Below are 24,091 nucleotides of genomic sequence, written 5' to 3'. Positions count from 1 at the left end.
GTCAGGCACCACCTCCGAGCTGGATGTCGAAGAGCTGTCCGGCGACATACATCCCGCCGAACAGCAGCGCGATCGCGGCGGCAGCTTGGATCCGGGTCTGGACGCCGCTCTCTCCGCCGGTCGGCCACGCGAGATCGTCCGAACCGGGCCCTTCACCCGCGTCGTCCGGCGCCTCCTCGGGCGCGTCCCCGCTGTCGCCGTAGACGTCGACCGACTCCGACAGCCGGCTCGACTCCTCACCGGTCTCGGCCATCCGAACGAACGCGTCGTATCGGTGCGTGCCGTCTCTCTCGGGCGCTTCGAAGGTTACCTCGGACGTGGCCTCGTAGGAGGCGACGATGTCGTGCTGCTTCGCGCAGACGGTATCGCCGACGAACTCCTCACCGTCCGGGCCGACCAGCACGCCCTCGACGAGCAGCCCGTAGTTGTTGCCCTCGTTACAGCGGTTGGCGTTCCACGGGTTGATGAAGTTGCTCGTGTTCGTCATGTCGATCCGCGCCGTCGCGGAGTCACCCGGACCCAGCGAATCCGGCAGATCGACATCCTCGATCTGAACGCCCTGCGCTCCGGGCATCAGTCGCCCCCTCCGACGTAGAGGGCGCCGGCCCCGGCGAGGAGCAGGGCGGTCCCCCCGAGAACGGGCGAGAGGCCGCCGCCGGAGTCAGCGCCGCCGAGTTGGTCGGGCACGGGCATGGACTCCATCAGCGACGCCATCTGCGCCTCGTAGGCGGCGCGCTGTTCGGCGAGCGCAGCGTCGATCTGCTCTCCCACGTCGACGCTGTTCGACCCGTCCGAGTTGTCCGGCGCGGAGCCGTCGCCCTCGCCCCAGATGCCATCTGACGCCGCATCCTCGTAGTCGCTGGCGTCGTCTCCCTGTACCGGATCGGTGTCGTTGACCGTGCTTTCGGTTCCGTCGTTCGTGATCGTGGTGTAGCCGCCGCCCGAGCCGCTGTCCTCCCAGTCGTCGGTGTCGTCGGCGCTGCTGTCGGTGTCGAAGCCGTCGCCGCCGTCGCTGCCGTCCGAGTCGAGGCCCCAGGTGTCGCTCCCGTCGGAGCCGTCCGAGGCGTCGGCGTCGTTGACCGTGCTTTCGGTGCCGTCGTTCGTGATCGACGTGTAGCCGCTGCTCGATCCGTCATCAACGAGCCCGCCCGAGTCGTCGTCCTCCGGCGTGAGGTCGGTCACACCGGCATCATCGGCGTCGGCGTCGTCTCCGCTGCTCGTCTCCACGTCCTGATCCCAAAAGGACCCGGACCCGTCGCTGTCGTCCGTACCTCCCGATCCGCCGCCGTCAATTATCGAATCGTAGTTCATTGTCGTTTTAGGCGTTCCTCATGTGTTTGCTCTAAATCGGGTGGGTGTGGTTCTGACCGGATGGCACCTCTACCCAGTCGAGAACGACCTGATAGCCGCCCGAGATGGTGTCAACAAGTTCGTTGACAGAGACCACCGTGCCACTATTCGCTCCAAACGATCCGGACTCGATAGTGCCGCCGAAGCCGTTTATAGTGTAATTCACTTGGTCAGTAGAGTCGTAAGTCGAGGAAAAACTGACCCTCTCAACGTAGGAACCGATCTGCGGGCTGCTGTTTTCAATACCCAAGCTGATATATTGCCGATGAGTCCCACCGGATGCTTGCTGCGTAGATGTGGGCCTGTCGTGGACCGCCGACTGGGCTTCGGTGTCAGTATATCGGCTGTGGTGATCGGCCGCCGACACACCAGCGAGTTGCCCGTGGTTCGTAACGGTCTGCTCGACCCATGAGCTTCCGGTGTACACGTAGGCGGCGTCTTCTGTGACATGATAGAGGCTCTCGCCCTCCTCGGCGTCGCTCGGGTAGCCGTCCATCACGTAGGTGTAGGGCGGCCCTGACCCGCCGCCGGAAGCCGGGAAGCGGGTCATGCTGTCACCCGCAGATCGAGGTCGACCGGGGTGTCGTTCGACGCAGTGATTCGGACCGCAGCGGCGTCGTAGTCGATGAACGCCACGTCCTCACCGGCCGCGTCGAAGCCGATCGGCGACTCGTCGCCCGGCTCTCTCCACGTCTCACCGTCCGGCGAGAACTCGATCGTGAGCCCCACGGCGCCCTCGGTCGCGATGAACAGCGTCGCCGACGACGCCGCTCCCGTCCCCGTCGAGAGGCTCGCCTCTCTGCCGTCGGAGATGTCCTCCGGGCCGTCCGTGAGGGCCGTACCAGACGCTCCGCGGGCCTTGATCTTTTCCACCTCGCTCTCAAGCCCCACGTCAGGCACCCCCGTTACCGCGGCGTTCGTAGCCGATCGGCTGAACGTGGTACTCCCGCTCGGTGTCGGAGAGGTTCGCCACCTGAACCTCCAGCTCCTGTCCGAACTCGTAGGCCGGGACGAAGCACACGCCGAGATCGTCGATATCGGTCGGCGGGATCGACGCCGGGCCGTAGACCTCCTCGTCGTCCATCGTGATCTCGTAGGTCGACTGCGACCGCTTCGAGACCGCGACGGTCGGGAGCACGAACCCGTCGTTCGTCCGCTGGCGGGCGGTGAACGTCACCGTCGCCTGCTGGCCCGGACCGATGTCGACCGACACCGGCTCGTTGACCGGGATGTCCTCCGCGCTCGGCGCCGGGACCACGTCGGTCACGCTTCACCCCCGTCGCCCTTGCGCTCCTCTTCGAGTCGATCGCGCTCTCCCTCGGAGAGGTCCTCGACCTCCACGCGGGTCTCGACGCGGCTCACGCGCCGGCACCTCCGTTCAGCGCGAGGTAGAGGAATCCGAGCGTTCCGATCGCACCGATGAGGTCGGTGAGCAGTTCGAGGTCACGCCGCGACCAGCGCGAGTCGGCGAGCCACTTCGACAGCGGGCTCTCGATGTCGGTCACGTCCACGTCGGCGGCGAGACCGTCGGCGCCCGACGCGCCCCCGGGCGCACCGCCGGACCCCATCGTCGTCACGGGGCCGTCGCTGATGGACGGGCTCTGCCACGGATCGCCGTTGACTGTCGTCGAAAAATCGGACATGGTGACGCCCTCGCTACCGACCCATGTCGGCGCTGATGGCCGACGTGAGTCCCTCGATCTCGCCGTTGGACTTCTGGGCAGGCACCTGAAGGAGCGCGTTCGTCGGCTCCGTGCCGTCCCCGTCCGGGTCGGTCCAACGGACCTGATACGGTGCCTTCAGTCGTGCGGTCAGCTCCATGTCGCTCGCGAGGAACCGCTGGAGCGCCGACTCGTTGAGTTCGAGGAACTCCGGCTGTTCGGACTGGTTCGCATCGTGGATCAGCCCGAGATTTGCCTCGTAGAGCTTCTCGGAGTTCGAGGTCTTCGCCGACGGCGTCTTCTTGCGGAGCTCGAACGTCGCCGCCTTCCCGCTGATGTAGTAGGCGTGAACGGTGACCGCCGATCCCGGCCCCGACACGGTGAACTCGTCGGTGTCGTGGTTGATCGACTTCGGCGACCCCTGATAGGCGTCGTCGAACCAGACCACCACGTCCTGCGTGTCCGGGCATTCAGCGAGGTCGTGGGTGACGTTGAACGTCTGATCGCTCCCGTCGCCCGCCGTGGTGAACGACTGGTACGCCGGGACCGCGATGCGGAGCGGGTTGCGGCGCCCGGTCCGGAGCGCGAGCGCGGTGTCGGCGACGAGCGTCGCGATGTCCGAAAGCGACCCCTGCGAGTTGGTCGACGTTTCGAACTGACGCGGCGCGAGCGCCGTGTTACGCACGTTCGCGTCGTCCAGTCGCTCCATCACTTCGTCGAACATCTACCGCGATCCCTCCTCGATGGCGGCCGTGTCGAAGTAGAACTCCGACTCGTTCCAGTCGATTTCGGCCGCCGACTCGACCGAGACGTAGAACGAGTCCACGTCCCGAACGTCGTGGAACGGCGCCGCACCGTTCTCGCTGGCGGCCTCTGGGTACTCCAGCGTCACCTTCGCGTTGTCGATGTTGTCGACGTCGCGCTGCGTGGTGATGTCGTTAGAGTTCCAGAAGCTGATCTGCTTGACCTCCTCGCTCACCTTGTGCTGGTCGTCGCCGCCGGCGCGCTCCAGCTCGAACTTGACGAGCGTGTTCGTCGGGAGCGGGTCGCCGTTCGAGTCGCGGAGCTTCATGTAGACCGGAATCCCGACCTCGTCGCCGCGCGCCACGCGGTTCAGGAGCCGGAGGAACGTCCCCCGGTCCGGGTCGATTTCGAGGATCGGGGTCGCCCGCTCGATCCCGGCCGCGTTCGTGTGCTTGACGACGACTTCGGACGCCGAGCCGTTGGAAATGTAGATGTCCGCCATCAGGCGAGCACCTCATTCAGGGAGTCGCGGACACCGAAACGCTCCATCAGCGAGAGGATCAGGGCGACACCGCCGCCGACCTGGAGGTGTCGCTTCGTCCGTCCCTCGATCATCGGCGCGTATTCGGCGCCAGCGATGACAGCGACCCCGCCGAGTTCAGCGGGCGTGTCGAAGCCGGCGACCGAGTGGCCGTCGGCGAGGTATCCGAGCGCTTCTCCTCCGAGGACGCCGCCGCCGACCGCGCCGGCGTCCATCATGAACTGCTGATCAGCCAGCTTGTCGAAGCCAGCCGTTACATCGTAGGCCATGCGAGCGGACCGAAACGGGGTCCGTTTGTGATAGGCCGCCCCGCTGAGTTGGCCGTGGATGAATTTTATTGGTGGTTGTATGAGGTTTCCCGAAAAATTACACATCAAGTACGTTCAACAGTACGCATGGAACGAAACTGGGAGGAGGTACTTCACTTGTTGTATGTCAGCGAAGAGGAGTGGATACGATTCTCTAAAGCAGGCGGAGTCACTCCGGATCATCCAATCGTAGAGAATACCGATTTGTCATTTAGTGAGGTACAAGCAGCGCTATCATTCTTGGAACAGCATGACTTGGTTTCTCAACGAGAGGATGGATTCTATTTACTTGAGCCGAAGGGGTTTGAGGTCGCAGCGAGTCGAGAAGAAAAGCGTAGTCAGAACCGGATTCAAGCAATCATCATGGCTCTAACAGTTATTCTATCTGTCGGAGCCTTAGCACAAGTCGCTCAACTCTTTGTACAAGCTGGTGTACAACCGGGAATACTGTATACGCTCCTTCCTCTCCTCTTCGGAATTGGGGGGTACAAATTCAGAGACTGGTTCAGCTTTTTTAGCTAGTGAATCATCTCTCTCTCGGGTCGTCGTAGGGGAGCCCATGCTGTCGATAGAGTAGCATCAGATCCTCGACGACTCTAGTTCGGGCGACCTCGTGGCCCCGAATGGCCTCGATCTCCTCTTTTACCTCGCGGAAGCTGTCCGCCGTCTCCCCATAGAGGGCCACCTCTTCGCTCGGACGGGTCACAGCCCCACCTCGATGCGTTTCCCCTCGGCGCCGACGTGGTCACACTCCGGTTCGTAGCGGTTCGACTCGACGCGCTCGATCTTCCCCGAGTCGTCGGAGTAGATCCATTCGGAGTTGACTGTCTGGGGCTCGCCGTCCGGCCCCTCCTCGATCCACTTTCGGACAGAGATCGCGCCCTCGTCGGACGCATGGAGCTTCGCCGGCAGGTTCGGGACCGACTGCCCGCCGGTGTTGTGCGCCTCCTTCGGGTACTCCAGCACGTCCTTCACCGCGTTGAGGTCGTTGCCGGACTGGTAGCCGCCGAGGAACCGGGCGGTACAGTTCCCGACTATCTTCTTACAGAGCTGGGCGAGCCGTTGAGTGATCCAGATCGACGACGTCGCCGAGCCGCCCTCGGTCCGGCCGTCCGTCGCGAGACCCTTGATCTCGTCGGGGTATCCCTCGCTCTCCGGAGCGACCCCGTGCGCCTCGTCGATGACGACCAGCACGTCGTGTTCAGACTGGCGACACGCGAGGATCACGTCGCGAGCGACCTCCTGCCAGTCGTCCTTGTCGACGTGGCGGCCAACGACGAGCGCCTCGTTCCGGTCGATCATGTTGCCCCACACGCCGGGGTCGAAGTGGTCCCGCTCGCGAGGGCCGGCGAACCAGTGCGACGCGAGCCCCGGCCCGGTCTCTTTACTCACCAGACCCCGGAACTCGTCGGACGTGTCCAGCACGACGACGCGGTCGTAGGTGTCGCCCTTGATGTTCTTCTCGGCGAGAGCGTGCGCCAGCCAGCCTTTCCCCCATCCCGAGACCGCGCTTACGAGCATGTGCATCTGCTACACCTCCCGGTCGAGGTCCGCGAGCGCCTCGGTGTGCGTCTCGATCGGGCCTGCGACGACCTCCTGAAAGACGCGGGCGGGTTCGAACTCCACGATCTCCTCCTCGAACTCGTCGAGGGTGACGCCGAACGTCTCGCGAACGTGGACGTCAGCGAGATCGCGGTCGGAGCGGTCCGCGACGGCGTCGCCGGCTCGGTCCCGGAACGTCGCCGCCCACTCCTCGATCTGGGCGTCCCACTCGTCGGCGTCGACGCCGGCGAACTCTCCCGCCCGGTCGGCGTTCTCCAGCTCGTCCGGCGCGAGGTGGTCGACGTAGAGACTCCACGCGTCGCCGACGACGTGCGCACCGACCGCATCGGCGAGTTCCGCCACGCGCACCTCGGGGTCCGGCGGCTCGGCGAGGCCGACCTCGTCCGGGTCGACGCCGAGGTGTTCGGCGTGCTGTCGCATCTGCTCCCGCTGCTCGCGTTCGAGCCCGGCGAGGATCCCCGCGTAGGCCCGGATCTGCTCGTTCTCCGCGGGGTTCGACATCATCTGCTTCATCGCCTGCTTCTGGAGCCCGAACATCACGCGCTCACCTCCTCGGAGGCGGCGCCAACGAACTTCCCGGCCACGTCACCATCCTTCAGCAGCACGGTGCCGCAGACGATCGCGGTCGAGAGGAGGAGCGCCTGCTTGTCGCTCATCTCCTCCATGCCCATATCCGAAACGACCGCGTCGAACTTCTGATCCAGCTCCACGGGCGGCTCGGTCGCGAGGGCCGCGACCTCCTCGGAGGACATCGCCTCGGCGTCGCCCTCGTCGCGCATCTCCGAGGCGACCTCCGGTAGGAGTACCGAGAGGGACTCGACATACATCTCGCCCCACGAACCCCCTTCAGAGGGGGTCTCTCCCCCCTCCTCACCCCCTTCTGATTGGGTATCGTCGGGGTTGGTCTCGTCGGGCGATTCGGACCCCTCTTCAGGGGGGCCGTCGCCCCCTTCCTCCTCGTTGATCTCCTCGGAGATCGCCGCGAGGTCAACGTCGGCCCGCTCCTCGTCGTCGATCGGGGGTCGTTCGTCCCCCTCGTCGCCCCCTTCGGCGGGGGCCTCGTCGGGCTCGTCGGGGGTCTCGTCGTCGGGCGATTCGTCCGGGTCGGCGTCGTCGTTGGTGGGGTCGTCAGTCATGTTTCGGTCGGCGTGAACTCCATGTCGTCCGTGTCGGTGCCGTCGATGGGGGTCGACCCCCCGCTCTGGTCCCATCCCGACCCCCCACTTCCGCCCTCGTTTTGGGTATCGGTGGGGTTGGTCGCGTCGGGCGATTCGGTGGGGTCCGACCCCCGTCCGCGGAGCAACACCGCGACCGCGAGGGCGCCGGTACCCAGCACGAGGGCCGTGCCGAGCCCCATGCCACTCTCTTCAGCGGGGTCCGGATCGGGGGTATCGTCGCCCTCTCCGTCGGTACCCTCCTCGGAGGGGTCCGGATCGGCGCCTTCGGAGGGGGTCTCGGTGGGGGTATCTGCGCCCTCCCACTGCGCGGCGTATTCGTCCGCCTCGTCGGGCGATTCGGGACCCCCTTCAGAGGGGTCGGGATCGAGGGTATCTCCGCCCCCTTCGCCGGTACCCTCTTCAGAGGGGGCCGGATCGGCGCCTTCGGAGGGGCTCTCGGCTCCCTCGTCACCCCCTTCGACCGCGGTACCCTCGTCGTCGAGGCCGTAGGCGCTCGGGTACCAGTCGTGATGGCGCCGGTCGGCCGCGGCCTCGACATGGTCGTCGTCCTTCCGTCCGTGGAGATGCGACCGGAGCCCCTGCGGCGTCCCCTCGTAGTCGCACCCATCGATCTTACAGGCGAGTTCAGGCATCGGTCTCCTCGTAGTTGTCTAACGTCTCCTCGCCGCCCGTCGCGGCGAACTGTCCGAGCCCGTCGCGGGCGCTGGCGCCCTCGTCGAAGCCGCGAGAGCCGCTCCGGGCGTATCCGCGGTTCTGTGCCCGGCGATGCTCTTCGGAGGGGCCGTCACGGCCCTCCTCGGGCTCGACGCCGAACCGGCCGAGTCCGTCGTCGGGATCCGGGTCGTCGACGTGGCGATCGTCGCGAAGGAGCTGCTCGCTCGTGTCGTCGCTGCCTGCGGACCCACCCAGTGCGTCCGGTCGCTCCGGGACCGCGGGCCGGTCCGGCGCGCGCTCGGCGAGGTCGATGTCGGTCGGATCGCGGCCGCGCCCCGGCTGGCCGTGGAGCCGGTCGTCGTGGCTCCCGTAGAGGTTCAACAGCGTCCGGTGGTGGCCTTCCAGCGCCTCGAACCGCTCCGTGTCGGCGTCGCTGATCCCCTCCTCGATCGCGTCGATCGCGGCAGCGGCGCGCTCCGCGTTCCGGAACTCGCGCTGTACCTCGTCGAGGAGACCCGCGAGCCGGCGGACGCTGGTCTTGTAGCCGCGCCACGAACGCGAGAGGGCGCCCTTCGTCTCCCCGTCGAGGTGTTTGTAAGGGACCGCCTCGGCGAAATCGAGGAGAGACGAGATCTCGGTCTCGTCGGCGCCGCAGTCCTCGGCGAGATGCTCGCAGGCGTCCGGGTTGCCGTGCTGGCACATGTTCCGGGCGTGGTCGCATCCCTCGCCGTCGACGCGCTGCGCCGCGTCCGCTTCTTTCTGGAGGCGTTCCTGTTCGGTCGGCCCGTCGCTCACGTCGGCGCCCGTCTGCTGCTGGCGCACCTCCTCGATCCGACCGGTGTTCTCGTCGGCGGTGAGTGTCGGGTCGTAGTGGGCCTCCCAGTCGTCGATCCCCGCGTCGAGAAACGCCGCCTTGACCGCGGTCGCCTTCCGGTAGTTGTTCGACCCGGTGAACGGGCCGACGCGACGCTTCTCGCCGTCCGTGAGTTCGACGTGCCCGGCGCCGCCCTCCCGGTCGGCGCGGCCGTCGGCGGCGATGCCGCGGATCTCCGCCTCGACGTCGTCGGGAATGTCGTCGGCGAGCTCGACTTTGGCGAACCGTCGGTCGAACCGGCCGGTGAGGTGGTCGGCGTGGTCGTCGCGCACCGCGTTGGCGTCGGCTCGGGTGCCGAATTCGACGATCTCCGTCACGCACAGCCCTCCGCGATGTCCGCGCCGGTCGGGTCGAACGCGAGCGACGGGCAGGGTTCCCCGTCGTCGACGCGCGCCCCTTCGGCAGCCTCGCCGTCGACGGCGTCGGAGCCCATCCCGTCGCGAAGCACCAGGGCGTCGGCACCGGTCGGGTTGAGGTCACAGTACCGGCCCGGATCGTCGTCCCAGAACGGACACGGCAGGCGGTACGCAGTCGCTCGGCGGTAGATCTCGCGAAGCCGTGAGAGCGCGGTCCGCTCGCCCTCGTCCTCCGGCTGGAGCGCGAGGGCGGCGCCGGCTTCAGAGACGCGCATCACCGATCACCGCCTCGATGAGAGCCGCGGCACCGATACCGAGCAGCAGCCCCTTCGCGGCGCTCTCGTAGCCATCCAACGACCTCCGCGTCTCGAACGCGTCCTCGCTGGCAGATGCGGCCTTCTTCGCGGCCACGTAGCTCATGAAGTCGGTGTAGTCGTCGAACTCCTCGATGCGGCTGAACCCGTAGAAGGGCTTGATTTCGTCGTGGTTGCCGTTCTCGGCTGCTTCCTGTGCTTCCTCGAACTCTTTCGGCGTCGGTAGGTCTGTGGCGACCATACCGACACGTCACACGGCCGCTGTATAGTTATTATTGCTCAATTAATAACTGAATAAATTGTGAAGAGGAGACGATCAGACTGGGGCAAAAGCCGTCTTTCATATAACTGTGTTCGAGACGTTTGTGTATGGAAACAGACAGCGTTGGTCCCAATCAGAAGGGGGCGATCGGTGAAGCACTCGTCTTCGGTGGTCGAATTGTGCCAAACCCGATTGAAGACGAGATACGATCATTTATCGAAGATACATATTCACTAGCAGAGGACACACCTATTCGAGTCTCTCACGGATCTGCCGACCATTTCAAAGTATCTACTGAAAACGGTGAAACAGTGTCCGCTCGGACAGACGGGGCATTTACCGCGAAAGTCATACCTGAAATCTACGAGGATGAGATTGAATGGGGGCGGGATGGACGAATCACAAATAAATGGAATATCCAAAAAGAGATTCATTTCCCGGTAGAGGTGAAGTCTGGAGAGTACGCTGAGCTGGAACGCGACCAGAAAGAAGTCTTAGAAGCGATTTCAGAGGCGAATACGGAACAGCATCCAATGTTAGTAAAAGTTCGAATCGAGAAACTACCAGAAGAGTACGAAATGTCTCCGAGGATATTATAGCGATTTAAACTCGGTCGATGTGGTCGTAGACTCGCTCGGTGGTTTGGATCGTCGCGTGCCTGAGCCGGTTCCGCACGTCGTAGAAGGTGTGGCCCTCTTCGACGTTGAGCATCCGGTAGGCGACGCTGTGCCGGAGCGTGTGCGGCGTCACGTCCTCCGGGTCGCCTCGCCCGGTGACCGTTATCGGTCGCACGTCGGCGCCGACGGCGGCCTCTCGAACGACGTTCCGAACGGACTCCGTAGTCATCCGGTCAGACTGTCGCGACGGCCACAGGGCTGTGGTCTCCTTCCAGCGGCCGGCGAGGTACGTCCGGAGCGTCCGGACGGTCTCGTCGGCCAGTTCGATCTCGGTGTAGTTCGGCGTGCGGTCGGTCGGGTAGTCCTTCTGGATGTCGGCCGGGAGCGCGAGAACGCCGTCGTTGAGGTCGACGTGGTCGGCCACGTCGAGCGCGACGGCCTCCGCGACGCGGAGCCCGGAGTCGTAGAGCGTCGCGATCAGCGCGTCGTTGCGAGCGGCGAGGTACGGCGCGCTCGCTTCGACGGTCGCGGAACGCATCCGGTCGACCTGCTCCGGCTTCAGCCAGACGGTCGCTTTGTCCTGAGTTTGGGTTTCCATTGTTCGGGGTGTTTCGAGGTAGTTGGTTTATAAACGGTTCAGGGGAAGGAAGGTGCGAGTTTGGGTTTCTATATAGAGAATCCCAAACTCGTCTTAGGCGTTACCACGCCACCGGTTCACCCCGCAGTTCACGCAGTTGCGTTCGAACGCGAAGGTCTCGGCTCCGCAGTTGTCGCAGGTCACCGCGTGGGTGATGTCGCGGGTCATCAGAGGGTCACCTGCCCGATCCGCTGCTGTTCGAGGCGCTCGCGAGCTTGGTCGACGGCGTCCGGGTTGGCGTCGACCCCCCAGTAGTCCAGAACCCGCTCGGCGGCGATCGCGGCTCCCGGCCCGCTCCCGCAGAACGGTTCGAGCAGGCGCTCGCCCTCCTCGAGGACAGGCGGCCGGAGCATCTGTCGGTAGAGCTTGACCGGCTTCGCTGTCGGGTAGTCGTTGGTCGACGGCGTCCCGTCGTGCTTCATCGCCCGGAACACTGTTCCTCGGTCGCGGATGTATCGCTCGGTCTCGCCGTTCGTCGCCGAGATGATCGGGTAGTGTTGAACGCGGTGGTACGTCCCCATCCCGAACTTCTCGCGGTCCCACGCCAGCGTTCGTCGGTACGTAAGCGGCGACTCTTCAACGATCCGACGGAACTCCGGGCTCGTCTCGTCGTCGGCGAATACGAACATCCACGCGCCGTCGACCAACGACTCCGCCAGCTCGTCGAGAACGTCGGCGAGGCGCTCGTGGTCTTCGGTCCCGTAGGCGTCGAAGCCACGATCCCCGTCGTTCCCGAACCGACCGGTGCCGTTCTGCGCTTCGAACTTCCACGGGTAATCGACGATCGCGGCGTGGCCGGAGTCTTCCTCGAGGGAAGCGAGCGCGTCGAACGCGTCACCCTGAATGACTGCGTCGGTCGGCTGCTCACTCGACATCGTCCACCTCCGGCGTCGGCGGGACGTGCGGCGGAACCGGGCGGACGTGGCCGGCGCAGTCGTAGCTCTCGCCTTCACCCGGCTCGCGGCCGCCGTCGGGCAGCGCCGGCTTGTGATCCGACTCGCAGCCGTCCGTGAACCGGTTACAACCGGCGTCTGAACAGTTCGGGCAGAGCGTGCCCGGATTGTCGTGGAGGCCGTCGCAGCACCAGCACTCCTTGAGGTCGTCACGAGAGACACCGCCGTCGGTGACCCCGGCGCGCTCGATCTTCGCGGCGTGGCCGGTCTCGTCGCGGTGTTCATCGGCATCGCGGGCGGCGCCGTTCATCAACTTCGGCTCCCCCGTGTAGTCGCATTCCGGGCAGGTAGCGCGGTGCTTGATCGTCATCGGCCCACCTCGTGGTACTCGACCCAGTGCGTCGCGTTCTGCCGGTCGTGTTCGACCGTCCGGTCGTCGCCCGGTTCGACGCGGACCCGCTCGCTGTGGCCGCACGTCAGGCACGTCACGTCGAAAACCCGGCGCCGGTTCCGATCCGCGGCGGCCTCGACGTCGCGCTTCCCGCGGAGGTCGATGTTCGGCGCCGCGCCCTGGACCGTCGCGTCGTTACGCATCGCGCTCCCCTCCGTCGGTCCGCACGGCGCCGGCGAGTTCGGTAAGCTCGTCAGGCTGTCGGACCACCAGCACGCCCCAGTTCGGCTCCACGATCTGCTTGCCGCCGACCCGCTGCCGTTCGAGCGGGAGGATCACGCGCCGCTTCACGCTCCCCTTCGGGATGTTGAGGCGGTTCGCGACCCGGCTCATCGCGGTGTCGATATCAATCCGGGACTGGAACGGCGAGGCTTCGTCACAGAGAACCTCGTAGCCCCGGCGAACTATCGGGTCGTCCGGGAGGTGCCGGGCCACGTTGACCTCGTTGCGGTCGCGGTCCGCGTAGGTCTCGCGCAGCGCCGCCCGGATCGCCTCGGAACGCGATCCGTGTTCGTCCGCCGCCTCGTCGAGCGCGTTGAGGAGGTCGTCGTCGCTCACTCGCGCCGACACGCGCTTACCGGCCGAACCGGCGCTCATCGGCCAACCCCGCTCCGCCTGCGGACGCTCGGGCGGTCGCATAATGCGCACCGGCGCGCGCGCCGCGCTAAGTTCGCCCGCACATCGCCCGTGTGTGAGGGGAGACGCCGTTCTGATGACGCGCCCCCGTTTGTGTGACACAGGGCAGTTCCGGCAGTAGCGTTCTTGTTACCCCCGTTGACTGCGGAAACTGCCTGTGTGACACGGCGGCCGTCTGTCACACAGAACGCGTCTATCATCGGCTCACCCCCTCGCCGAGCAGGCGGCGATCGTCGGTCGCGGGATCTCGATGACCGTCGCGACCGCCGTCGGCGCGGAGCTGCTGTTCGTGTTCGTGGACCTTCTCGCGAGCAACCCGGAGCCGGTTCGAGACCGTGCCGGGCGACGAGTAGCCCTGCTCGCGCTGGAACTCGCGAACGCCGGTGTCGCCGAGTTCGCACGCCAGATACGCCTCGCGCTGCTTGTCCGTCAGGTACGGGTAGCGGCGCTCGGCGGCGTCGGCGGCGTCGAGGTCGCAGATGCGGACCGTCCGCCCGTTGATGTCGCGCTCCGGCGTGACCCCGGTCCATGCCGCCTTTCTGACAGCGCAGAGGTGGACGCAGGGGCCGTCGTTGTACTCCCACCCCTTACAGTCGCAGAGACCGACGTGGTGGTCTCCCTCGCGAGCGAGAACGACGTGGTGCCACTCCTTGCTGTCCGGGGAGCGTACCTTGAACCCGAGCCGGGAGACGGTCTCGATGTCGGACTCGTAGGGCACCGCTTTGTTCCACGAGGTGTCGTCCGAACCGGCGAGGCGGTCGAAGTTGATCGACTCGCCGATCTCGGTGTCGACGCGACCGAACTCCTCGAACCGACCTCCGGAGCGAGACCGGCTCATGGGGGAGAACACCCCCGGACGAAGGTACCGACGGCACCCGCATGTCTGTCGAGAACGTGGTCGCGAACGGACTCCGCCACGTCTTCCGGTGGGACCTGTTCCTCGTGGATGTAGGTTGACTCGACGACGACCTGGTCGTCCTTGATGGTCGTCTCGGTCAGGACGTTGACGTGGTAGAACTCGCCGTCGCGACGCTCGTAGCCGTTCCACCCGGCGCTGTCGCTCCACAGTTGGAGGCGCGCGTCGGCGCGGCCCGACTCGACCGGCTGAAAGAGCTGGTCGACGCGAACGTTCTCGATCCGCTCGCGCTCGATTTCGAGGGTGTCGCCCTCGATGTCGATCTCGATGTCGACCGTCTCGTCGCTGTCGCGACGAGTACTCATGCTTCACCCCCGTCCACTTCGAAATTCGCACGACGGCGTCGGGGGGCGTTACGAACCTTGTTGAACTCCGATTTTTCGGGGCGTCTTCTGAAAACGTGGCCTAACGGCTCACGTCTTCTACGGACTGAAATCGCCGGTTCCGGGTTCCACCCAGAATCGGCGAGGAGTTGGTATCCGCCCTCCCCGAATTGAACGGGGGACAAGTCGATCTACAGTCGACTGCTCTACCAAGCTGAGCTAAGGGCGGTTACCGAAACGTAGCCGCTGGATCGGACTTAAGCGTTCCCTTTCAGAACCGGTGTGATCCGCCGTACCGCGGCGCCGATCGACTGACCCGGGCGCCGCGGCGAAGCCCTCGTGTCCGCGCTCGCCGCGCGGCAATTAAGTCGCTCGCGGCGGGAGCGGGGGCATGGCCGACGGCGACGACAGACAGGCGACGTTCGGGTCCGACGGAAGCCTCGAGACCGAGACGACGCCGGACGCGACGGGCGAGAACGACTACGGCGAGGAGAAGGGGCCGAACGAGACCGACGGCGGGTACAGTCGGTACGTCGTCTCCAGCCTCCTCCAGAAGGCGGTCAGGCGCTCCGACGAGGAGGTCGCGGCGTGGGCGGCGTGGGAGCTTGCCCGCTCGGGGTACGCCTGGAACCTCTGGGACCGCTTGAACCTCTACGTCGTCGAGGACCTCCGCGCGGGCGACGAGGTCGCGCTCCTGATCGAGCGCTACGAGGAGCTCGCGACCGAGCGCTGGGAGCCGGACGCGTGGAAGGGCCGCCTCTGTGCGATCCACGCCGCGCTCGCGGCCGCTCGCGCTCGCTCGACCCGCGAGGCGTCGAACGCGGACGCCTACTTCTCCGCGGTGGCCGAGACCCGCGCCGAGGCCCGCGAACGCGGCGAGGAACCCGCCCACGACTTCCCGGTCGGCGACCTCGAACCCGACGGGAGGTTCGACGCGGTCTTCGACGGCCACACCGGCGAGGGGTCAAAGCGGGGTCGCGGCACCCGGTTTTTCAAGACCCACGGCGCCCGCGTCGGCCCGGAGGGCGAAGACGAGCAGAGCGCGCGCTGGCAGCGGCTCGCGATGCTGCTCGACGAGGACGTCGAGTACGACGCCGCCGAGCTCGACCGGACCGTCGAGCCGGTCGACCCCGAGGATCCGTGGGAGAGTCCGGAGTCGACTGGTGACGATTCCGAACCTGACGACCCCGGAGACGATGGGGCTGAAGACGACGATCCCGGAGACGATGGGGCTGAAGACGACGATCCCGAAGTCGACGGAACCGGGTCGCTCACCGACTTCGCGGAGTGAGGATCGCCCGGTCCGTCAGCGCCGTCGACGGTCCCGTCCCTGTCGATCCCCGCTTCCGTCAACCCTTATGACCCGGGCCGCGTAAGTGGGCCCATGACAGATGTCGCAATCGTCGGCGGTGGACCCGCCGGACTGAGCGCGGGACTGTTCGCGAGCAAGAACGGACTCGACACCGTCCTCTTCGACACGGACGGGACGTGGATGCACAAGGCGCACCTGTTCAACTACCTCGGCGTGGGCTCTATCGGCGGCAGCGAGTTCATGGCGACCGCGCGCCAGCAGGTCGACGACTTCGGCGTCGACCGCCACCAGGGCGAGGAGGTCACCGGCGTCGAGTCGGCCGGCGACGGCTTCACGGTCTCGACCGAGGAGGGCGAGTACGACGCCGACTACGTCGTCCTCGCCACGGGCGCGAACCGCGACCTCGCGGAGGAGCTGGGCTGCGAGTTCGACGACGACGACACCGTCAGCGTCGGTGTCTCGATGGAGACCAGCGTCGAGGGCGTCTACGCGACCGGCGCGATGGCCCGCGCCGAGGAGTGGCAGGCGGTCATCTCCGCGGGCGACGGCGCCGCCGCCGCGCTCAACATCCTCTCGAACGAGAAGGGCGAGCACTACCACGACTTCGACGTGCCCGACACCGCGGCCAGCGTGTTCGGGGACCTGCGCGACGACGGGGAGTAGGCGCGACGACGGGGAGTAGGGGACATTTCGGCGCGCCCTCCCGCGCGAGCAGCGCGACCCGTTCCGTTCAGCGACGCGACAGCCGACGACGAATTCTCCTCGTCGCTCGACGCGTCCCGCGAGCGGCACGCATCGCCGCGAACGCGCCGCGGACGAACCAGTCGGCCGGGATCCGGTCGGGGAAGGTCAGCGGGCCGACCCGCGAGACGCCGACGGTCCGCGTCTCCGTGTAGCGCTGAATCCCCTCCCGGCCGTGCCGACGCCCGAGCCCCGAGTCGCCGAACCCCCCCATCGGCGCGTCGACGGCGCCCCACGTCGCGAGGAACGCGTCGTTGACGTTCACCGTGCCGCAGTCGATCTCGCGGGCGAGCGCCGCGCCGCGCTCGCGGTCCCCGGTCCAGACGCTCGCGTTCAGGCCGTACGGCGAGTCGTTCGCGGCCGCGACCGCCGCGTCCGCGTCCGGCACCGGCGTCACCGCGGCGACGGGGCCAAACGTCTCCTCGCAGGCGACCGTCGCGTCCGGGTCGACGCCGGTCAGGATCGTGGGGTCGTAGCAGTACGGCGCGACGTCGGGGCGAGCTCGCCCGCCGGTCTCGACGGTCGCGCCGCGCTCGCGAGCGTCAGCGACGTGCGACTCGACGCGCGCCAGCTGGTCGGCGTCGACGAGGGAGCCGAGGTCGGCGTCGTAGTCGTAGCCGGTCCCGAGCGTCAGCGTCTCGGTCTCGCGGACGAACGCGTCGAGGAAGGCGTCGTACGCGGACTCGACGACGTAGATCCGCTCCGCCGAGAGGCAGAGCTGGCCCGCGTTCGAGAAACAGGCCTGGACCGCGCCGCGGGCGGCCTCGTCGACGTCGGCGTCCCCGAGGACGACGAGCGGGTTGTTGCCGCCGAGCTCCAGCGAGCAGCCGATCAGGTTCCGCCCCGCGCGCTCGGCGATCGTCCGCCCGACCGACGTGCTGCCGGTGAACGCGACGTAGTCGACCGCGTCGATCAGCGGGGGGCCGACCTGAGGGCCCTCGCCGGTGACGACCTGGAAGAGGCCGTCGGGGAGGCCGGCGACCTCCAGTAGTTCGGAGCACAGGAGGGCGCCGTACGGCGTCTTCTCGTCGGGTTTGAGCACGACCGCGTTGCCCGCGGCCAGCGCCGGGACCGCGTCGGCCATCGACAGGGTGAGGGGGTAGTTCCACGGCGAGATCACGCCGACGACCCCGACCGGCTCGCGGGTGACCGTCGCCGTCGCGATTCCGGGCGCGACGCCCCGCCGCCGCTCCGCAGCGAGCGCGTCTGGCGCCTCGCCAGCGACGTACGCGCAGCCGGTCGGCACGTCGAACACCTCCTCGACCGCGGTGCGCCGGGACTTCCCGGTCTCGACCTGGAGGACGTCGAGCAGCTCCTCGCGGCGCTCCGCGACGAGGTCGCCGAACCGCTCGACGATTCGGGCGCGCTCCGCCGCGGGCGTTTCCGCCCACTCCGCCTGCGCGTCCCGGGCGCGCTCGACCGCGGCCTCGACGTCGCCCGCGTCGCAGGCCGGGACGCTCCCGATCCGCTCGGCGGTCGCCGGAGCGAACACGTCGATGCGGTCGCCGCGGTCGCTCGCGTCGTCGTCCGCGGGCCGCGAGCGCGTCACGCGCTCGGTGAGGCCGTCGAGCCGTCGGGGCGTGAGGGTCGGCGCGTTGCCGACCGCAACGGGGGGATCCGTCGGGGGCATCAGATACCGAACGGACGGTCGGCCGAGGGAAAGCCGTGCCGGTCGGGCTACTCGGCCGCGTCCGCGGTCCCGTCGGCCGACTCCGTCGGGGCGTCGGTCTCGGAGAGCATCTCGATCACTTCGAGCAGCAGCGACACGACGAGCGGGCCGACGATGACGCCGATCGCGCCGAGCGTGAGGATCCCGCCGACGAACCCGACGAAGTACAGCCCCGGAGAGATCTTCCCGGTCCAGTCGGCGAGCTGGGTCCGGATCACCGCGTCCGGGACGAAGCCGATGACGACGATCCCGATCACCAGCACGGCGACCGCGCGTCCGGTCTCGCCGACGAGCGCGTCTCCGGCCCCGAGCGCGACGACGAGGACGCTCGGGCCGAGGACGGGGATGAACTGGAGGATCCCCGCGATGACGGCCAACAGGACCGGCGACCCGTACCCCAGCGTCCAGAACACCCCGAGCGCGAGGACGAACGTCCCCGCCGCGGTCGCGGCCTGAAGCACGTAGATCGAGTACAGCGTCCGCCGCGTGCGCTCGTGGAGCCGGGTCGGGATGTCGTGGTACGTCGCCGGGACGACGCCGAAGAGCGCGGTCCCGACCGCGCCCGGCCGATACAGGATCCCGTACACTAGGAAGGTGAACACGATGAGCTGTAAGACGAGCACCGGCGCAGCGCCGGCGACCCCGAGCGCGACGTCCCGGATGAACGTCTCGGCGGCCGCGACGTACGGGGCGACCTCGACGGTCGTCTGGAAGCCGCCGACGCTGATCGGGACGGCGTCGGGGATCTGTCGGAGGATCGCGATCAGCTGCGACCGACGGCGGTACAGCGCGTACAACAGCGGCGCCACGAGCAGGGTTGCGCCGAGGAAGGCGACCGCGGTGGTGGCGGCGCACGCGATCCGCCGCGAGAGGCCGTGACCCACGAGCTGCTTGCGAACCGGATAGAGGACGTACGCGACGGTGACCGCGAACACGACCGTCCGCAGCACCTCCGCCAGCACGACCGCGGCGAGGGTGGCCGTGAGGACGAGCAGCACGCCCAGCAGCCGTTGGCGGTTGATACCCATGCTCCGACGTCTCGATCCCCGAGGATAGTCGTTGGGGTGCGAGCGCGGACGTCGGTCCGTGCGCCGGTGAGCGACGGCGCCGGCGGCAGTGAGTCGCCGGCAACCACAGCACCTAACCTCGCGCCCGCCCGAGAGCCGGTATGCGCATCGACCCGTTCGGCCTCGAACGCTGGTTCGCGGAGCACGAACACGAGGCCGACATCATGCTGGCCGAAAGCGGCATCCGGTCGCTCGACGCGGACCGGTTCGACCTCGACCCGGGGAAGCTCGGCTACGTCATCCCGACGAACGGCGACCCCGAGTTCCGGGCGTCCGTCGGCGATCGCTACGACCGCGCCGCCGACGAGGTGCTCTTCACCTGCGGCACGCAGGAGGCGAACTTCCTGACGTTCCTCTCGCTGCTCGGCGACGAGCGCCCGGTCGACGGGGGTGCGGGGAACGGAAACGGGGCCGCCGCCCCGCCTTCCGGCGTCGGCTCCGGCACCCACGCGGTCGTCGTCACCCCCACCTATCAGGCGCTCCACGCCGTCCCGGACGCGTTCGGCGGCGTGAGCCGCGTCGAACTGGAGCCGCCGGAGTGGGAACTGGACCCCGAGGCAGTCGCTGACGCCGCCCGCGACGACACCGCCGTGATCGTCGTCAACAACCCGAACAACCCCACCGGGCGGTACCACGACGAGGCCGCGATGCGGGCGGTCTACGACGTCGCCGTCGACCGCGACGCCTACCTGCTCTGCGACGAGGTGTACCGCCTGCTCGCCGAGGACCCGCAGCCGCCGGTGGCGAGCTACGGCGCGCACGGCATCTCCACCACGAGTCTCACGAAGGCGTACGGCCTCGCCGGACTGCGCTTCGGCTGGATCGCCGGCCCGGAGCCGGTCGTCGAGCGCGCGTGGCGCTGGAAGGACTACACCACCATCTCGCCGAGCCTCTTCGGCCAACACGTCGCGAAGCAGGCGCTCGGCCGACGCGAGGACCGCATCCTGTCGGAGAACCGCGAGCTGGCGACTGACCACCGCGAAACGGTCGCGGAGTGGGTCGACGACCACGACCTCGACTGGCTCGACCCCGTCGGCGTCAACGCGTTCGTAACCGTCCCTGAGGGCTTCGCGGACGCCGAGGCGTTCTGTCGGACGGTCGTCGAGGAGGCGAGCGTCGTCCTCGCGCCCGGCGGCCTGTTCGGGTTCCCGAATCGGTTCCGGATCGGGTTCGGCCTCCCGACCGACGAACTGGAGGAGGGTCTCGACCGGGTGAGCCGCGTGATCGAGGCGGCCGACGGCGTCGACGCCGCCGCCGACCGCGCGACCACCGAAAGCGGGGGTGACGCCTGATGGGTCTGCTCGGTGACCTCAAAGACGACGTGGTCGGCTTCGTCCGCGACCCGACCGACGAGCAGAAGGTGCTGTTGGTGGCGTTCGTCGCTATCGCGGTCGCGGACCGCGCCCTCTACTTCGTCGACTTCCCGTTCGTCGTCCGGACGACGGCCGCGGTCGGCGTCGGCTTCATCGTCATGTTCCTCGTCAGCTACCTGTACACGGGAGGGCTCGTCCCGCCGGACGGGAACGTCGACGACGACGAGCCGGAGGAGTACGTCGACGAGCTCGACCCGTAGACCGGTTCCTCGGGCCCGGTCCGGCCGCCGCGGCTCTCTCGGCCGTTACGTCGCCGCGGCCGTCACCGTCACACCCGACGGTCGACTTCACCCCTCCGCCCCGCTCTTCCGCCCCGTGACCGGGCGTGAACGCCGCTTCGAGCCGCGTCCCGACGGCGTTCCAAACCGTTTATACACGCGCCGCGGGAAGTAGCGCCTATGCCGCGAGAGCAGAAGCAGGTTCGCGAACTCCAAGAGGGCAGCTACGTGATGATGGACAGCGCGCCCTGTAAGATCAACCATTACAGCACCGCCAAACCCGGAAAACACGGCAGCGCCAAGGCCCGCGTCGAGGGGAAGGGCGTCTTCGACGACAAGAAGCGCTCGCTCTCGCAGCCGGTCGACGCGAAGGTGTGGGTCCCGATCATCGAGCGCAAGCAGGGACAGGTCGTCAACGTGAGCGGCGACGAGGTCCAGGTGATGGACTTAGACACCTACGACACGTTCACGATGCGTATCCCCGAGGGCGAGGAGTTCACCTCGGACGACAACATCGAGTACCTCGACTACGAGGGCCAACGGAAGATCATCGGGTAGCCGGCATGTTCCCCGGGGCGACGACCGACCGCGAAGCTGCTTCCTACGTGGTCGTCGGCGCTCCGCTCGACGCCACGACCACTTTTCAGCCGGGTACCCGGTTCGGACCGGACCGAGTCCGGCGATTCGCCGAGAACTGCGACGACTACGACCGCCGCACCGACAGTCGCTTCTCCGCGCTGGGCGTCCACGACGCGGGCGACGTGCGCCCGTGGGACGACGTGCCGGCGTACCTCGACCACCTCGCCGCCGAACTGCGGAGCGTCGCCTACGACGACGCGGTCCCCCTCCTCGTCGGCGGCGAACACACGGTCACCTACGCGGGCGTCGACGCCGTCGACCCCGAGGTCCTCGTCGTCTGCGACGCCCACCTCGACCTGCGCGAGAGCTACGACGGAAGTCCGTGGAACCACGCCTGCGTCACGCGTCGGTGTCTCGACGACCTCGGCGTCGACCGCGCGGTGATCGTCGGCGCCCGGACCGGCTCCGAGGCGGAGTGGGACCGCGCGGCCGACGCCGACGTGGAGGTCGTCGCGCCGGAGGACGCCCGCGGGTGGCTCGACGCGCTCGACGGCGGGCCGCCGTTCGACGCCGACGACCCGTCGTTCGACGCCGACGACTCCGTCTACTGCTCGGTCGACGTCGACGCGCTCGACCCCGCTTACGCTCCGGGAACCGGGACGATGGAGCCGTTCGGGTTGGAGCCGCGGGAGGTCCGCGACTTGGTCCGGGCGGTCGCGCCGCGCGCTGACGGGTTCGACGTCGTCGAAGTGAACGATCGCGACGACGGACAGGCGGCGGCGGTGGCGGGCAAACTGCTGCGGGAGTTCGCGTACTCGCACGCGAGCGCCCGCGACGACGGCTCCGGGTGAGAGCCCCCGCGCGGCGGAACGGAGCGCTACGACACCTCGGAGAGCCGCCGCCGCGCGGCGGTCACCGCCTCCATCGCGTCGATCCACTCGCGGGGGTCGGTACACCAGATGCGGTCCCCTTCGACGCTGACGCAGAAGACGGAGTCGCCGGAGGGAGACAACGTGACGCGGTCGACGTCGGGGCGGTCGCCGAGATACGCGTCGATGAGCCGTCGGGCGGTCTCCGCCTCGGACCGGAGGCGGTCCCCCGCGGCGTACTCGATGGCTATCTCTGTCATGCGCACTACTTGGAACTACACGATTAATAACTACTGTTTTCTGGCAGCGATTGCGCGTTTCGCCGTCGACCCTCGTCGGGCCACCCGAACCCGCCGACTCACCGCCCGTCGAACACGACCTCGCCGTCGACGACCGTCAGCGCGACGTCGACCTCGTCGATCGCGTCGTCGTGCTCCCACGGCGACGCGTCGAGCGCGACGAGGTCGGCCCGCTTTCCCGGTTCGATCGTGCCGAGCCGGTCCTCGTCGAAGCCGGCGTAGGCGGCGCCGCTCGTGTACGCGCGCAGCGCCTCGGTGACGGTGAGCCGCTGCGCCGCCGCGGGGGCGTTGACGGCGTGGTGGACGCCGAACAGCGGGTCCATCGGCATCCCGTCGGAGCCGAACGCGAGTCGGACGCCGGCGTCGAGCATGTCGCGGTAGCGGTTCGTCTCCGCGGTGCGCTCGGGCCCCAGTCGCTCCTCGTAGAGACCGCCCTCCCGCGCCCACTTCAGGAAGTTCGGCTGGACGCTCGCGACGACGCCCGTCTCCGCGAGTCTCCCGATCGCGTCGTCGTCGGCCAGTTCGACGTGTTCGACCCGGTGGCGAGCGTCGCCCGCGTCGGTTCGGGAGGCGTCCGCGTAGGCGTCCACCACGGCGTCGACCGCCTCGTCGCCGATGGCGTGGGCGGTGAACTGGAAGCCGGCGTCGGTCGCGTCCGCCACCGTCTCGTTCAGCTCCTCGGGGTCGACGACCCACTGGCCGGTCTCGTCGGGCGCGTCGGCGTACGGCTCCGAGAGGCGCGCGGTCCGGCCGCCGATACTCCCGTCGGTGTACGACTTGATCGCGCCGGTCTCGACCATCTCGCTTCCGGCGTTCGTCGCGAGGCCGACCTCCCGGACCGCGTCGAGGTGGTCGCTCCAGTAGTTGATCCGGACGCGGGCGGTGAGCTCCCCTGCCGCGTCGAGATCGCGGTAGACGCGGGGGGCGTGCGAGTCTCGGACCATGTCGTGGAAGGCGGTGACCCCGCGGGCGGCGCAGCCTTCGAGCGCGGCCTCGACGATGTCGCGCGTCTCGGACGGATCCGGTTCGACCGCCCGGTAGATCGGGTCGATTGCGGCTTCGAGGAGGACTCCGGTCGGCTCGCCGTCGTCATCGGTCGGCACCGTCCCGTCCGGGGCGGCCGCGAGGTCGTCCGCGAACCGGTCGAGCGCGACGCCGTTGACCGCGGCGACGTGCATGTCCTCGCGGAACGCCGCGACCGGTCGCTTGGTCGAGACGCGGTCGAGGTCCGCGCGGGTGAGGTAGCGAGCGTCGGCCCACGTCGACTCGTCGTAGCCGTAGCCGAGCACCCAGTCGTCTGTCCCGTCCCCCTCGTCTCCCTCCTCTCCCGTCGCTTTCGCCACGCGTTCCACTTCCGACGCGCGCTCCGCGAGCAGGTCGACGGCCGCCTCGGGCGAGTCGGCGGCCGAGAGGTCCGCGTGGACGAGGTAGCGACCGACGGTGGTCAGGTGCGTGTGCGCGTCGACGAACCCGGGGAGGAGGACGCGCCCGTCGAGGTCGACCACGTCGGTGTCGACGCCCGCGAGCAGCTCCACGTCGTGCGTCCGGCCGGTCCGGACGATTGCGCCGTCGCGCACCGCGACGGCCTCGTGAACCGCGTCGCCGTCGTCTGCGTCGCCGTCGTCCGGGTCCGCGAGCGTGTGTACCTCCCCGTTCACGAAGATCCGGTCCGCGGCCTCTGTCATG

Annotated in this window: 36 protein-coding genes and 1 tRNA gene; 8 read left to right on the top strand and 29 right to left on the bottom strand. The window is 67.9% G+C overall.

Annotated elements, in window-relative coordinates; all coding sequences use genetic code 11:
- Window position 1: 1 nt before the first annotated feature.
- The 9 genes from EXE42_RS08355 to EXE42_RS08315 all read right to left on the bottom strand — a co-directional run bounded on the left by EXE42_RS08355 (window position 2) and on the right by EXE42_RS08315 (window position 4,565).
- Window positions 2–574 (bottom strand): hypothetical protein, encoded by a 573-nt coding sequence (locus EXE42_RS08355; RefSeq protein ID WP_092924151.1) that lies wholly within the window; start codon window positions 572–574, stop codon window positions 2–4.
- Entirely contained in the window at window positions 574–1,311 is a 738-nt protein-coding gene (locus EXE42_RS08350) for a hypothetical protein (protein ID WP_137693512.1), read from the bottom strand. The genes EXE42_RS08355 and EXE42_RS08350 overlap by 1 nt, the downstream gene beginning before the upstream one ends.
- 31 nt (window positions 1,312–1,342) lie before the next feature.
- Complete coding sequence (locus EXE42_RS08345) at window positions 1,343–1,900, bottom strand: hypothetical protein (RefSeq protein ID WP_137693513.1); 558 nt, start codon at window positions 1,898–1,900, stop codon at window positions 1,343–1,345.
- Window positions 1,897–2,241 carry a hypothetical protein gene (locus EXE42_RS08340; protein ID WP_137693514.1) on the bottom strand — a complete coding sequence of 115 codons (345 nt, stop codon included), beginning with the start codon at window positions 2,239–2,241 and terminating at the stop codon, window positions 1,897–1,899. Before EXE42_RS08340 ends, EXE42_RS08345 begins: the two co-directional genes overlap by 4 nt.
- Before the next feature lies 1 nt (window position 2,242).
- Window positions 2,243–2,617, bottom strand: a complete 375-nt coding sequence (locus EXE42_RS08335) for a hypothetical protein (RefSeq protein WP_199233591.1) — start codon at window positions 2,615–2,617, stop codon at window positions 2,243–2,245.
- Between the two features lie 91 nt (window positions 2,618–2,708).
- Window positions 2,709–2,993 (bottom strand): hypothetical protein, encoded by a 285-nt coding sequence (locus tag EXE42_RS08330; protein ID WP_137693515.1) that lies wholly within the window; start codon window positions 2,991–2,993, stop codon window positions 2,709–2,711.
- A 13-nt stretch (window positions 2,994–3,006) separates the two neighbouring features.
- The gene (locus tag EXE42_RS08325) at window positions 3,007–3,735 is read right to left on the bottom strand and encodes a hypothetical protein (RefSeq protein WP_137693516.1); all 729 of its coding nucleotides are present in this window, start codon (window positions 3,733–3,735) and stop codon (window positions 3,007–3,009) included.
- Complete coding sequence (locus EXE42_RS08320) at window positions 3,736–4,257, bottom strand: hypothetical protein (RefSeq protein ID WP_137693517.1); 522 nt, start codon at window positions 4,255–4,257, stop codon at window positions 3,736–3,738.
- Window positions 4,257–4,565: a hypothetical protein gene (locus tag EXE42_RS08315; RefSeq protein ID WP_137693518.1), complete on the bottom strand. Its 309-nt coding sequence runs from the start codon at window positions 4,563–4,565 to the stop codon at window positions 4,257–4,259. The genes EXE42_RS08320 and EXE42_RS08315 overlap by 1 nt, the downstream gene beginning before the upstream one ends.
- Window positions 4,566–4,691: 126 nt before the next feature.
- Between EXE42_RS08315 and EXE42_RS08310 the strand changes: the two genes are divergently transcribed.
- Window positions 4,692–5,126 carry a hypothetical protein gene (locus EXE42_RS08310; protein ID WP_137693519.1) on the top strand — a complete coding sequence of 145 codons (435 nt, stop codon included), beginning with the start codon at window positions 4,692–4,694 and terminating at the stop codon, window positions 5,124–5,126.
- A gap of 4 nt (window positions 5,127–5,130) precedes the next feature.
- Here EXE42_RS08310 and EXE42_RS08305 read toward each other — a convergent pair whose 3' ends face one another.
- From EXE42_RS08305 to EXE42_RS08270, 8 genes are read right to left on the bottom strand one after another with little or no spacing between them, the layout of a single operon-like run.
- The gene (locus EXE42_RS08305; RefSeq protein WP_137693520.1) at window positions 5,131–5,310 is read right to left on the bottom strand and encodes a hypothetical protein; all 180 of its coding nucleotides are present in this window, start codon (window positions 5,308–5,310) and stop codon (window positions 5,131–5,133) included.
- A complete protein-coding gene (locus tag EXE42_RS08300; protein WP_137693521.1) occupies window positions 5,307–6,131 on the bottom strand; it encodes a hypothetical protein in 825 nt (274 codons plus the stop codon). The genes EXE42_RS08305 and EXE42_RS08300 overlap by 4 nt, the downstream gene beginning before the upstream one ends.
- Before the next feature lie 3 nt (window positions 6,132–6,134).
- Complete coding sequence (locus EXE42_RS08295; protein WP_137693522.1) at window positions 6,135–6,704, bottom strand: hypothetical protein; 570 nt, start codon at window positions 6,702–6,704, stop codon at window positions 6,135–6,137.
- Window positions 6,704–7,303, bottom strand: a complete 600-nt coding sequence (locus EXE42_RS08290) for a hypothetical protein (RefSeq protein WP_137693523.1) — start codon at window positions 7,301–7,303, stop codon at window positions 6,704–6,706. The genes EXE42_RS08295 and EXE42_RS08290 overlap by 1 nt, the downstream gene beginning before the upstream one ends.
- Window positions 7,300–7,977: a hypothetical protein gene (locus EXE42_RS08285; protein WP_092924115.1), complete on the bottom strand. Its 678-nt coding sequence runs from the start codon at window positions 7,975–7,977 to the stop codon at window positions 7,300–7,302. The genes EXE42_RS08290 and EXE42_RS08285 overlap by 4 nt, the downstream gene beginning before the upstream one ends.
- Window positions 7,970–9,190 carry a hypothetical protein gene (locus EXE42_RS08280; protein WP_137693524.1) on the bottom strand — a complete coding sequence of 407 codons (1,221 nt, stop codon included), beginning with the start codon at window positions 9,188–9,190 and terminating at the stop codon, window positions 7,970–7,972. The genes EXE42_RS08285 and EXE42_RS08280 overlap by 8 nt, the downstream gene beginning before the upstream one ends.
- Window positions 9,187–9,504 (bottom strand): hypothetical protein, encoded by a 318-nt coding sequence (locus EXE42_RS08275; RefSeq protein ID WP_137693525.1) that lies wholly within the window; start codon window positions 9,502–9,504, stop codon window positions 9,187–9,189. Before EXE42_RS08275 ends, EXE42_RS08280 begins: the two co-directional genes overlap by 4 nt.
- Entirely contained in the window at window positions 9,491–9,784 is a 294-nt protein-coding gene (locus tag EXE42_RS08270; protein ID WP_137693526.1) for a hypothetical protein, read from the bottom strand. Before EXE42_RS08270 ends, EXE42_RS08275 begins: the two co-directional genes overlap by 14 nt.
- Window positions 9,785–9,912: 128 nt before the next feature.
- Here EXE42_RS08270 and EXE42_RS08265 point away from each other — a divergent pair, with 128 nt between their 5' ends.
- Window positions 9,913–10,404 (top strand): hypothetical protein, encoded by a 492-nt coding sequence (locus EXE42_RS08265; protein ID WP_137693527.1) that lies wholly within the window; start codon window positions 9,913–9,915, stop codon window positions 10,402–10,404.
- Window positions 10,405–10,408: 4 nt separating this feature from the next.
- Here the strand turns inward: EXE42_RS08265 and EXE42_RS08260 are convergent, their stop codons facing one another.
- The 8 genes from EXE42_RS08260 to EXE42_RS08225 form a co-directional block, all read right to left on the bottom strand.
- Entirely contained in the window at window positions 10,409–11,020 is a 612-nt protein-coding gene (locus EXE42_RS08260; protein WP_137693528.1) for a tyrosine-type recombinase/integrase, read from the bottom strand.
- Between the two features lie 206 nt (window positions 11,021–11,226).
- Entirely contained in the window at window positions 11,227–11,934 is a 708-nt protein-coding gene (locus tag EXE42_RS08255; protein WP_137706301.1) for a DNA methyltransferase, read from the bottom strand.
- The gene (locus tag EXE42_RS08250) at window positions 11,924–12,322 is read right to left on the bottom strand and encodes a hypothetical protein (protein WP_137706300.1); all 399 of its coding nucleotides are present in this window, start codon (window positions 12,320–12,322) and stop codon (window positions 11,924–11,926) included. Before EXE42_RS08250 ends, EXE42_RS08255 begins: the two co-directional genes overlap by 11 nt.
- Window positions 12,319–12,546: a hypothetical protein gene (locus tag EXE42_RS08245; protein WP_137706299.1), complete on the bottom strand. Its 228-nt coding sequence runs from the start codon at window positions 12,544–12,546 to the stop codon at window positions 12,319–12,321. The genes EXE42_RS08250 and EXE42_RS08245 overlap by 4 nt, the downstream gene beginning before the upstream one ends.
- Window positions 12,539–12,961, bottom strand: coding sequence for a ribbon-helix-helix domain-containing protein (locus tag EXE42_RS08240; protein WP_206750716.1), 423 nt, complete (start codon window positions 12,959–12,961; stop codon window positions 12,539–12,541). The genes EXE42_RS08245 and EXE42_RS08240 overlap by 8 nt, the downstream gene beginning before the upstream one ends.
- Window positions 12,962–13,235: 274 nt before the next feature.
- The gene (locus tag EXE42_RS08235) at window positions 13,236–13,877 is read right to left on the bottom strand and encodes an SWIM zinc finger family protein (RefSeq protein ID WP_137706297.1); all 642 of its coding nucleotides are present in this window, start codon (window positions 13,875–13,877) and stop codon (window positions 13,236–13,238) included.
- Entirely contained in the window at window positions 13,874–14,260 is a 387-nt protein-coding gene (locus EXE42_RS08230; protein ID WP_137706296.1) for a hypothetical protein, read from the bottom strand. The genes EXE42_RS08235 and EXE42_RS08230 overlap by 4 nt, the downstream gene beginning before the upstream one ends.
- 173 nt (window positions 14,261–14,433) lie before the next feature.
- Window positions 14,434–14,507: transfer RNA gene (locus EXE42_RS08225), tRNA-Tyr, on the bottom strand.
- A 162-nt stretch (window positions 14,508–14,669) separates the two neighbouring features.
- Here EXE42_RS08225 and EXE42_RS08220 point away from each other — a divergent pair.
- Together EXE42_RS08220 and EXE42_RS08215 are read left to right on the top strand one after the other, a co-directional pair.
- Complete coding sequence (locus EXE42_RS08220; RefSeq protein ID WP_137706295.1) at window positions 14,670–15,569, top strand: hypothetical protein; 900 nt, start codon at window positions 14,670–14,672, stop codon at window positions 15,567–15,569.
- 93 nt (window positions 15,570–15,662) lie between these two features.
- Complete coding sequence (locus tag EXE42_RS08215) at window positions 15,663–16,253, top strand: NAD(P)/FAD-dependent oxidoreductase (protein WP_137693535.1); 591 nt, start codon at window positions 15,663–15,665, stop codon at window positions 16,251–16,253.
- A 67-nt stretch (window positions 16,254–16,320) separates the two neighbouring features.
- Here the strand turns inward: EXE42_RS08215 and EXE42_RS08210 are convergent, their stop codons facing one another.
- Both EXE42_RS08210 and EXE42_RS08205 read right to left on the bottom strand, forming a co-directional pair.
- Window positions 16,321–17,961, bottom strand: a complete 1,641-nt coding sequence (locus EXE42_RS08210) for a succinic semialdehyde dehydrogenase (RefSeq protein WP_137706294.1) — start codon at window positions 17,959–17,961, stop codon at window positions 16,321–16,323.
- A gap of 47 nt (window positions 17,962–18,008) precedes the next feature.
- Window positions 18,009–19,028 (bottom strand): AI-2E family transporter, encoded by a 1,020-nt coding sequence (locus EXE42_RS08205; RefSeq protein ID WP_092924081.1) that lies wholly within the window; start codon window positions 19,026–19,028, stop codon window positions 18,009–18,011.
- A gap of 140 nt (window positions 19,029–19,168) precedes the next feature.
- Here EXE42_RS08205 and EXE42_RS08200 point away from each other — a divergent pair, with 140 nt between their 5' ends.
- The 4 genes from EXE42_RS08200 (at window position 19,169) to EXE42_RS08185 (ending at window position 22,088) form a co-directional block, all read left to right on the top strand.
- A complete protein-coding gene (locus EXE42_RS08200) occupies window positions 19,169–20,359 on the top strand; it encodes an aminotransferase class I/II-fold pyridoxal phosphate-dependent enzyme (protein ID WP_137706293.1) in 1,191 nt (396 codons plus the stop codon).
- Window positions 20,359–20,640: a hypothetical protein gene (locus EXE42_RS08195; RefSeq protein WP_137706292.1), complete on the top strand. Its 282-nt coding sequence runs from the start codon at window positions 20,359–20,361 to the stop codon at window positions 20,638–20,640. The genes EXE42_RS08200 and EXE42_RS08195 overlap by 1 nt, the downstream gene beginning before the upstream one ends.
- 198 nt (window positions 20,641–20,838) lie before the next feature.
- Complete coding sequence (locus tag EXE42_RS08190) at window positions 20,839–21,216, top strand: translation initiation factor IF-5A (RefSeq protein WP_092924072.1); 378 nt, start codon at window positions 20,839–20,841, stop codon at window positions 21,214–21,216.
- 5 nt (window positions 21,217–21,221) lie between these two features.
- Window positions 21,222–22,088: an agmatinase family protein gene (locus tag EXE42_RS08185; protein ID WP_137706291.1), complete on the top strand. Its 867-nt coding sequence runs from the start codon at window positions 21,222–21,224 to the stop codon at window positions 22,086–22,088.
- A 26-nt stretch (window positions 22,089–22,114) separates the two neighbouring features.
- On the opposite strand, the gene EXE42_RS08180 is transcribed toward EXE42_RS08185, so the two are convergent.
- Complete coding sequence (locus EXE42_RS08180; protein WP_092924067.1) at window positions 22,115–22,366, bottom strand: hypothetical protein; 252 nt, start codon at window positions 22,364–22,366, stop codon at window positions 22,115–22,117.
- 98 nt (window positions 22,367–22,464) lie between these two features.
- On the bottom strand, window positions 22,465–24,090 hold the full coding sequence (locus tag EXE42_RS08175; protein WP_137706290.1) for an amidohydrolase: 1,626 nt from the start codon (window positions 24,088–24,090) through the stop codon (window positions 22,465–22,467).
- Window position 24,091: the final 1 nt, after the last annotated feature.

Source organism: Halorubrum sp. SP3, from assembly GCF_005435195.1.
Taxonomy (GTDB): Archaea; Halobacteriota; Halobacteria; order Halobacteriales; family Haloferacaceae; genus Halorubrum; species Halorubrum sodomense.
Note: the sequence above shows the minus strand (reverse complement) of the source record. Positions and strands in the feature narration are given on the sequence as shown.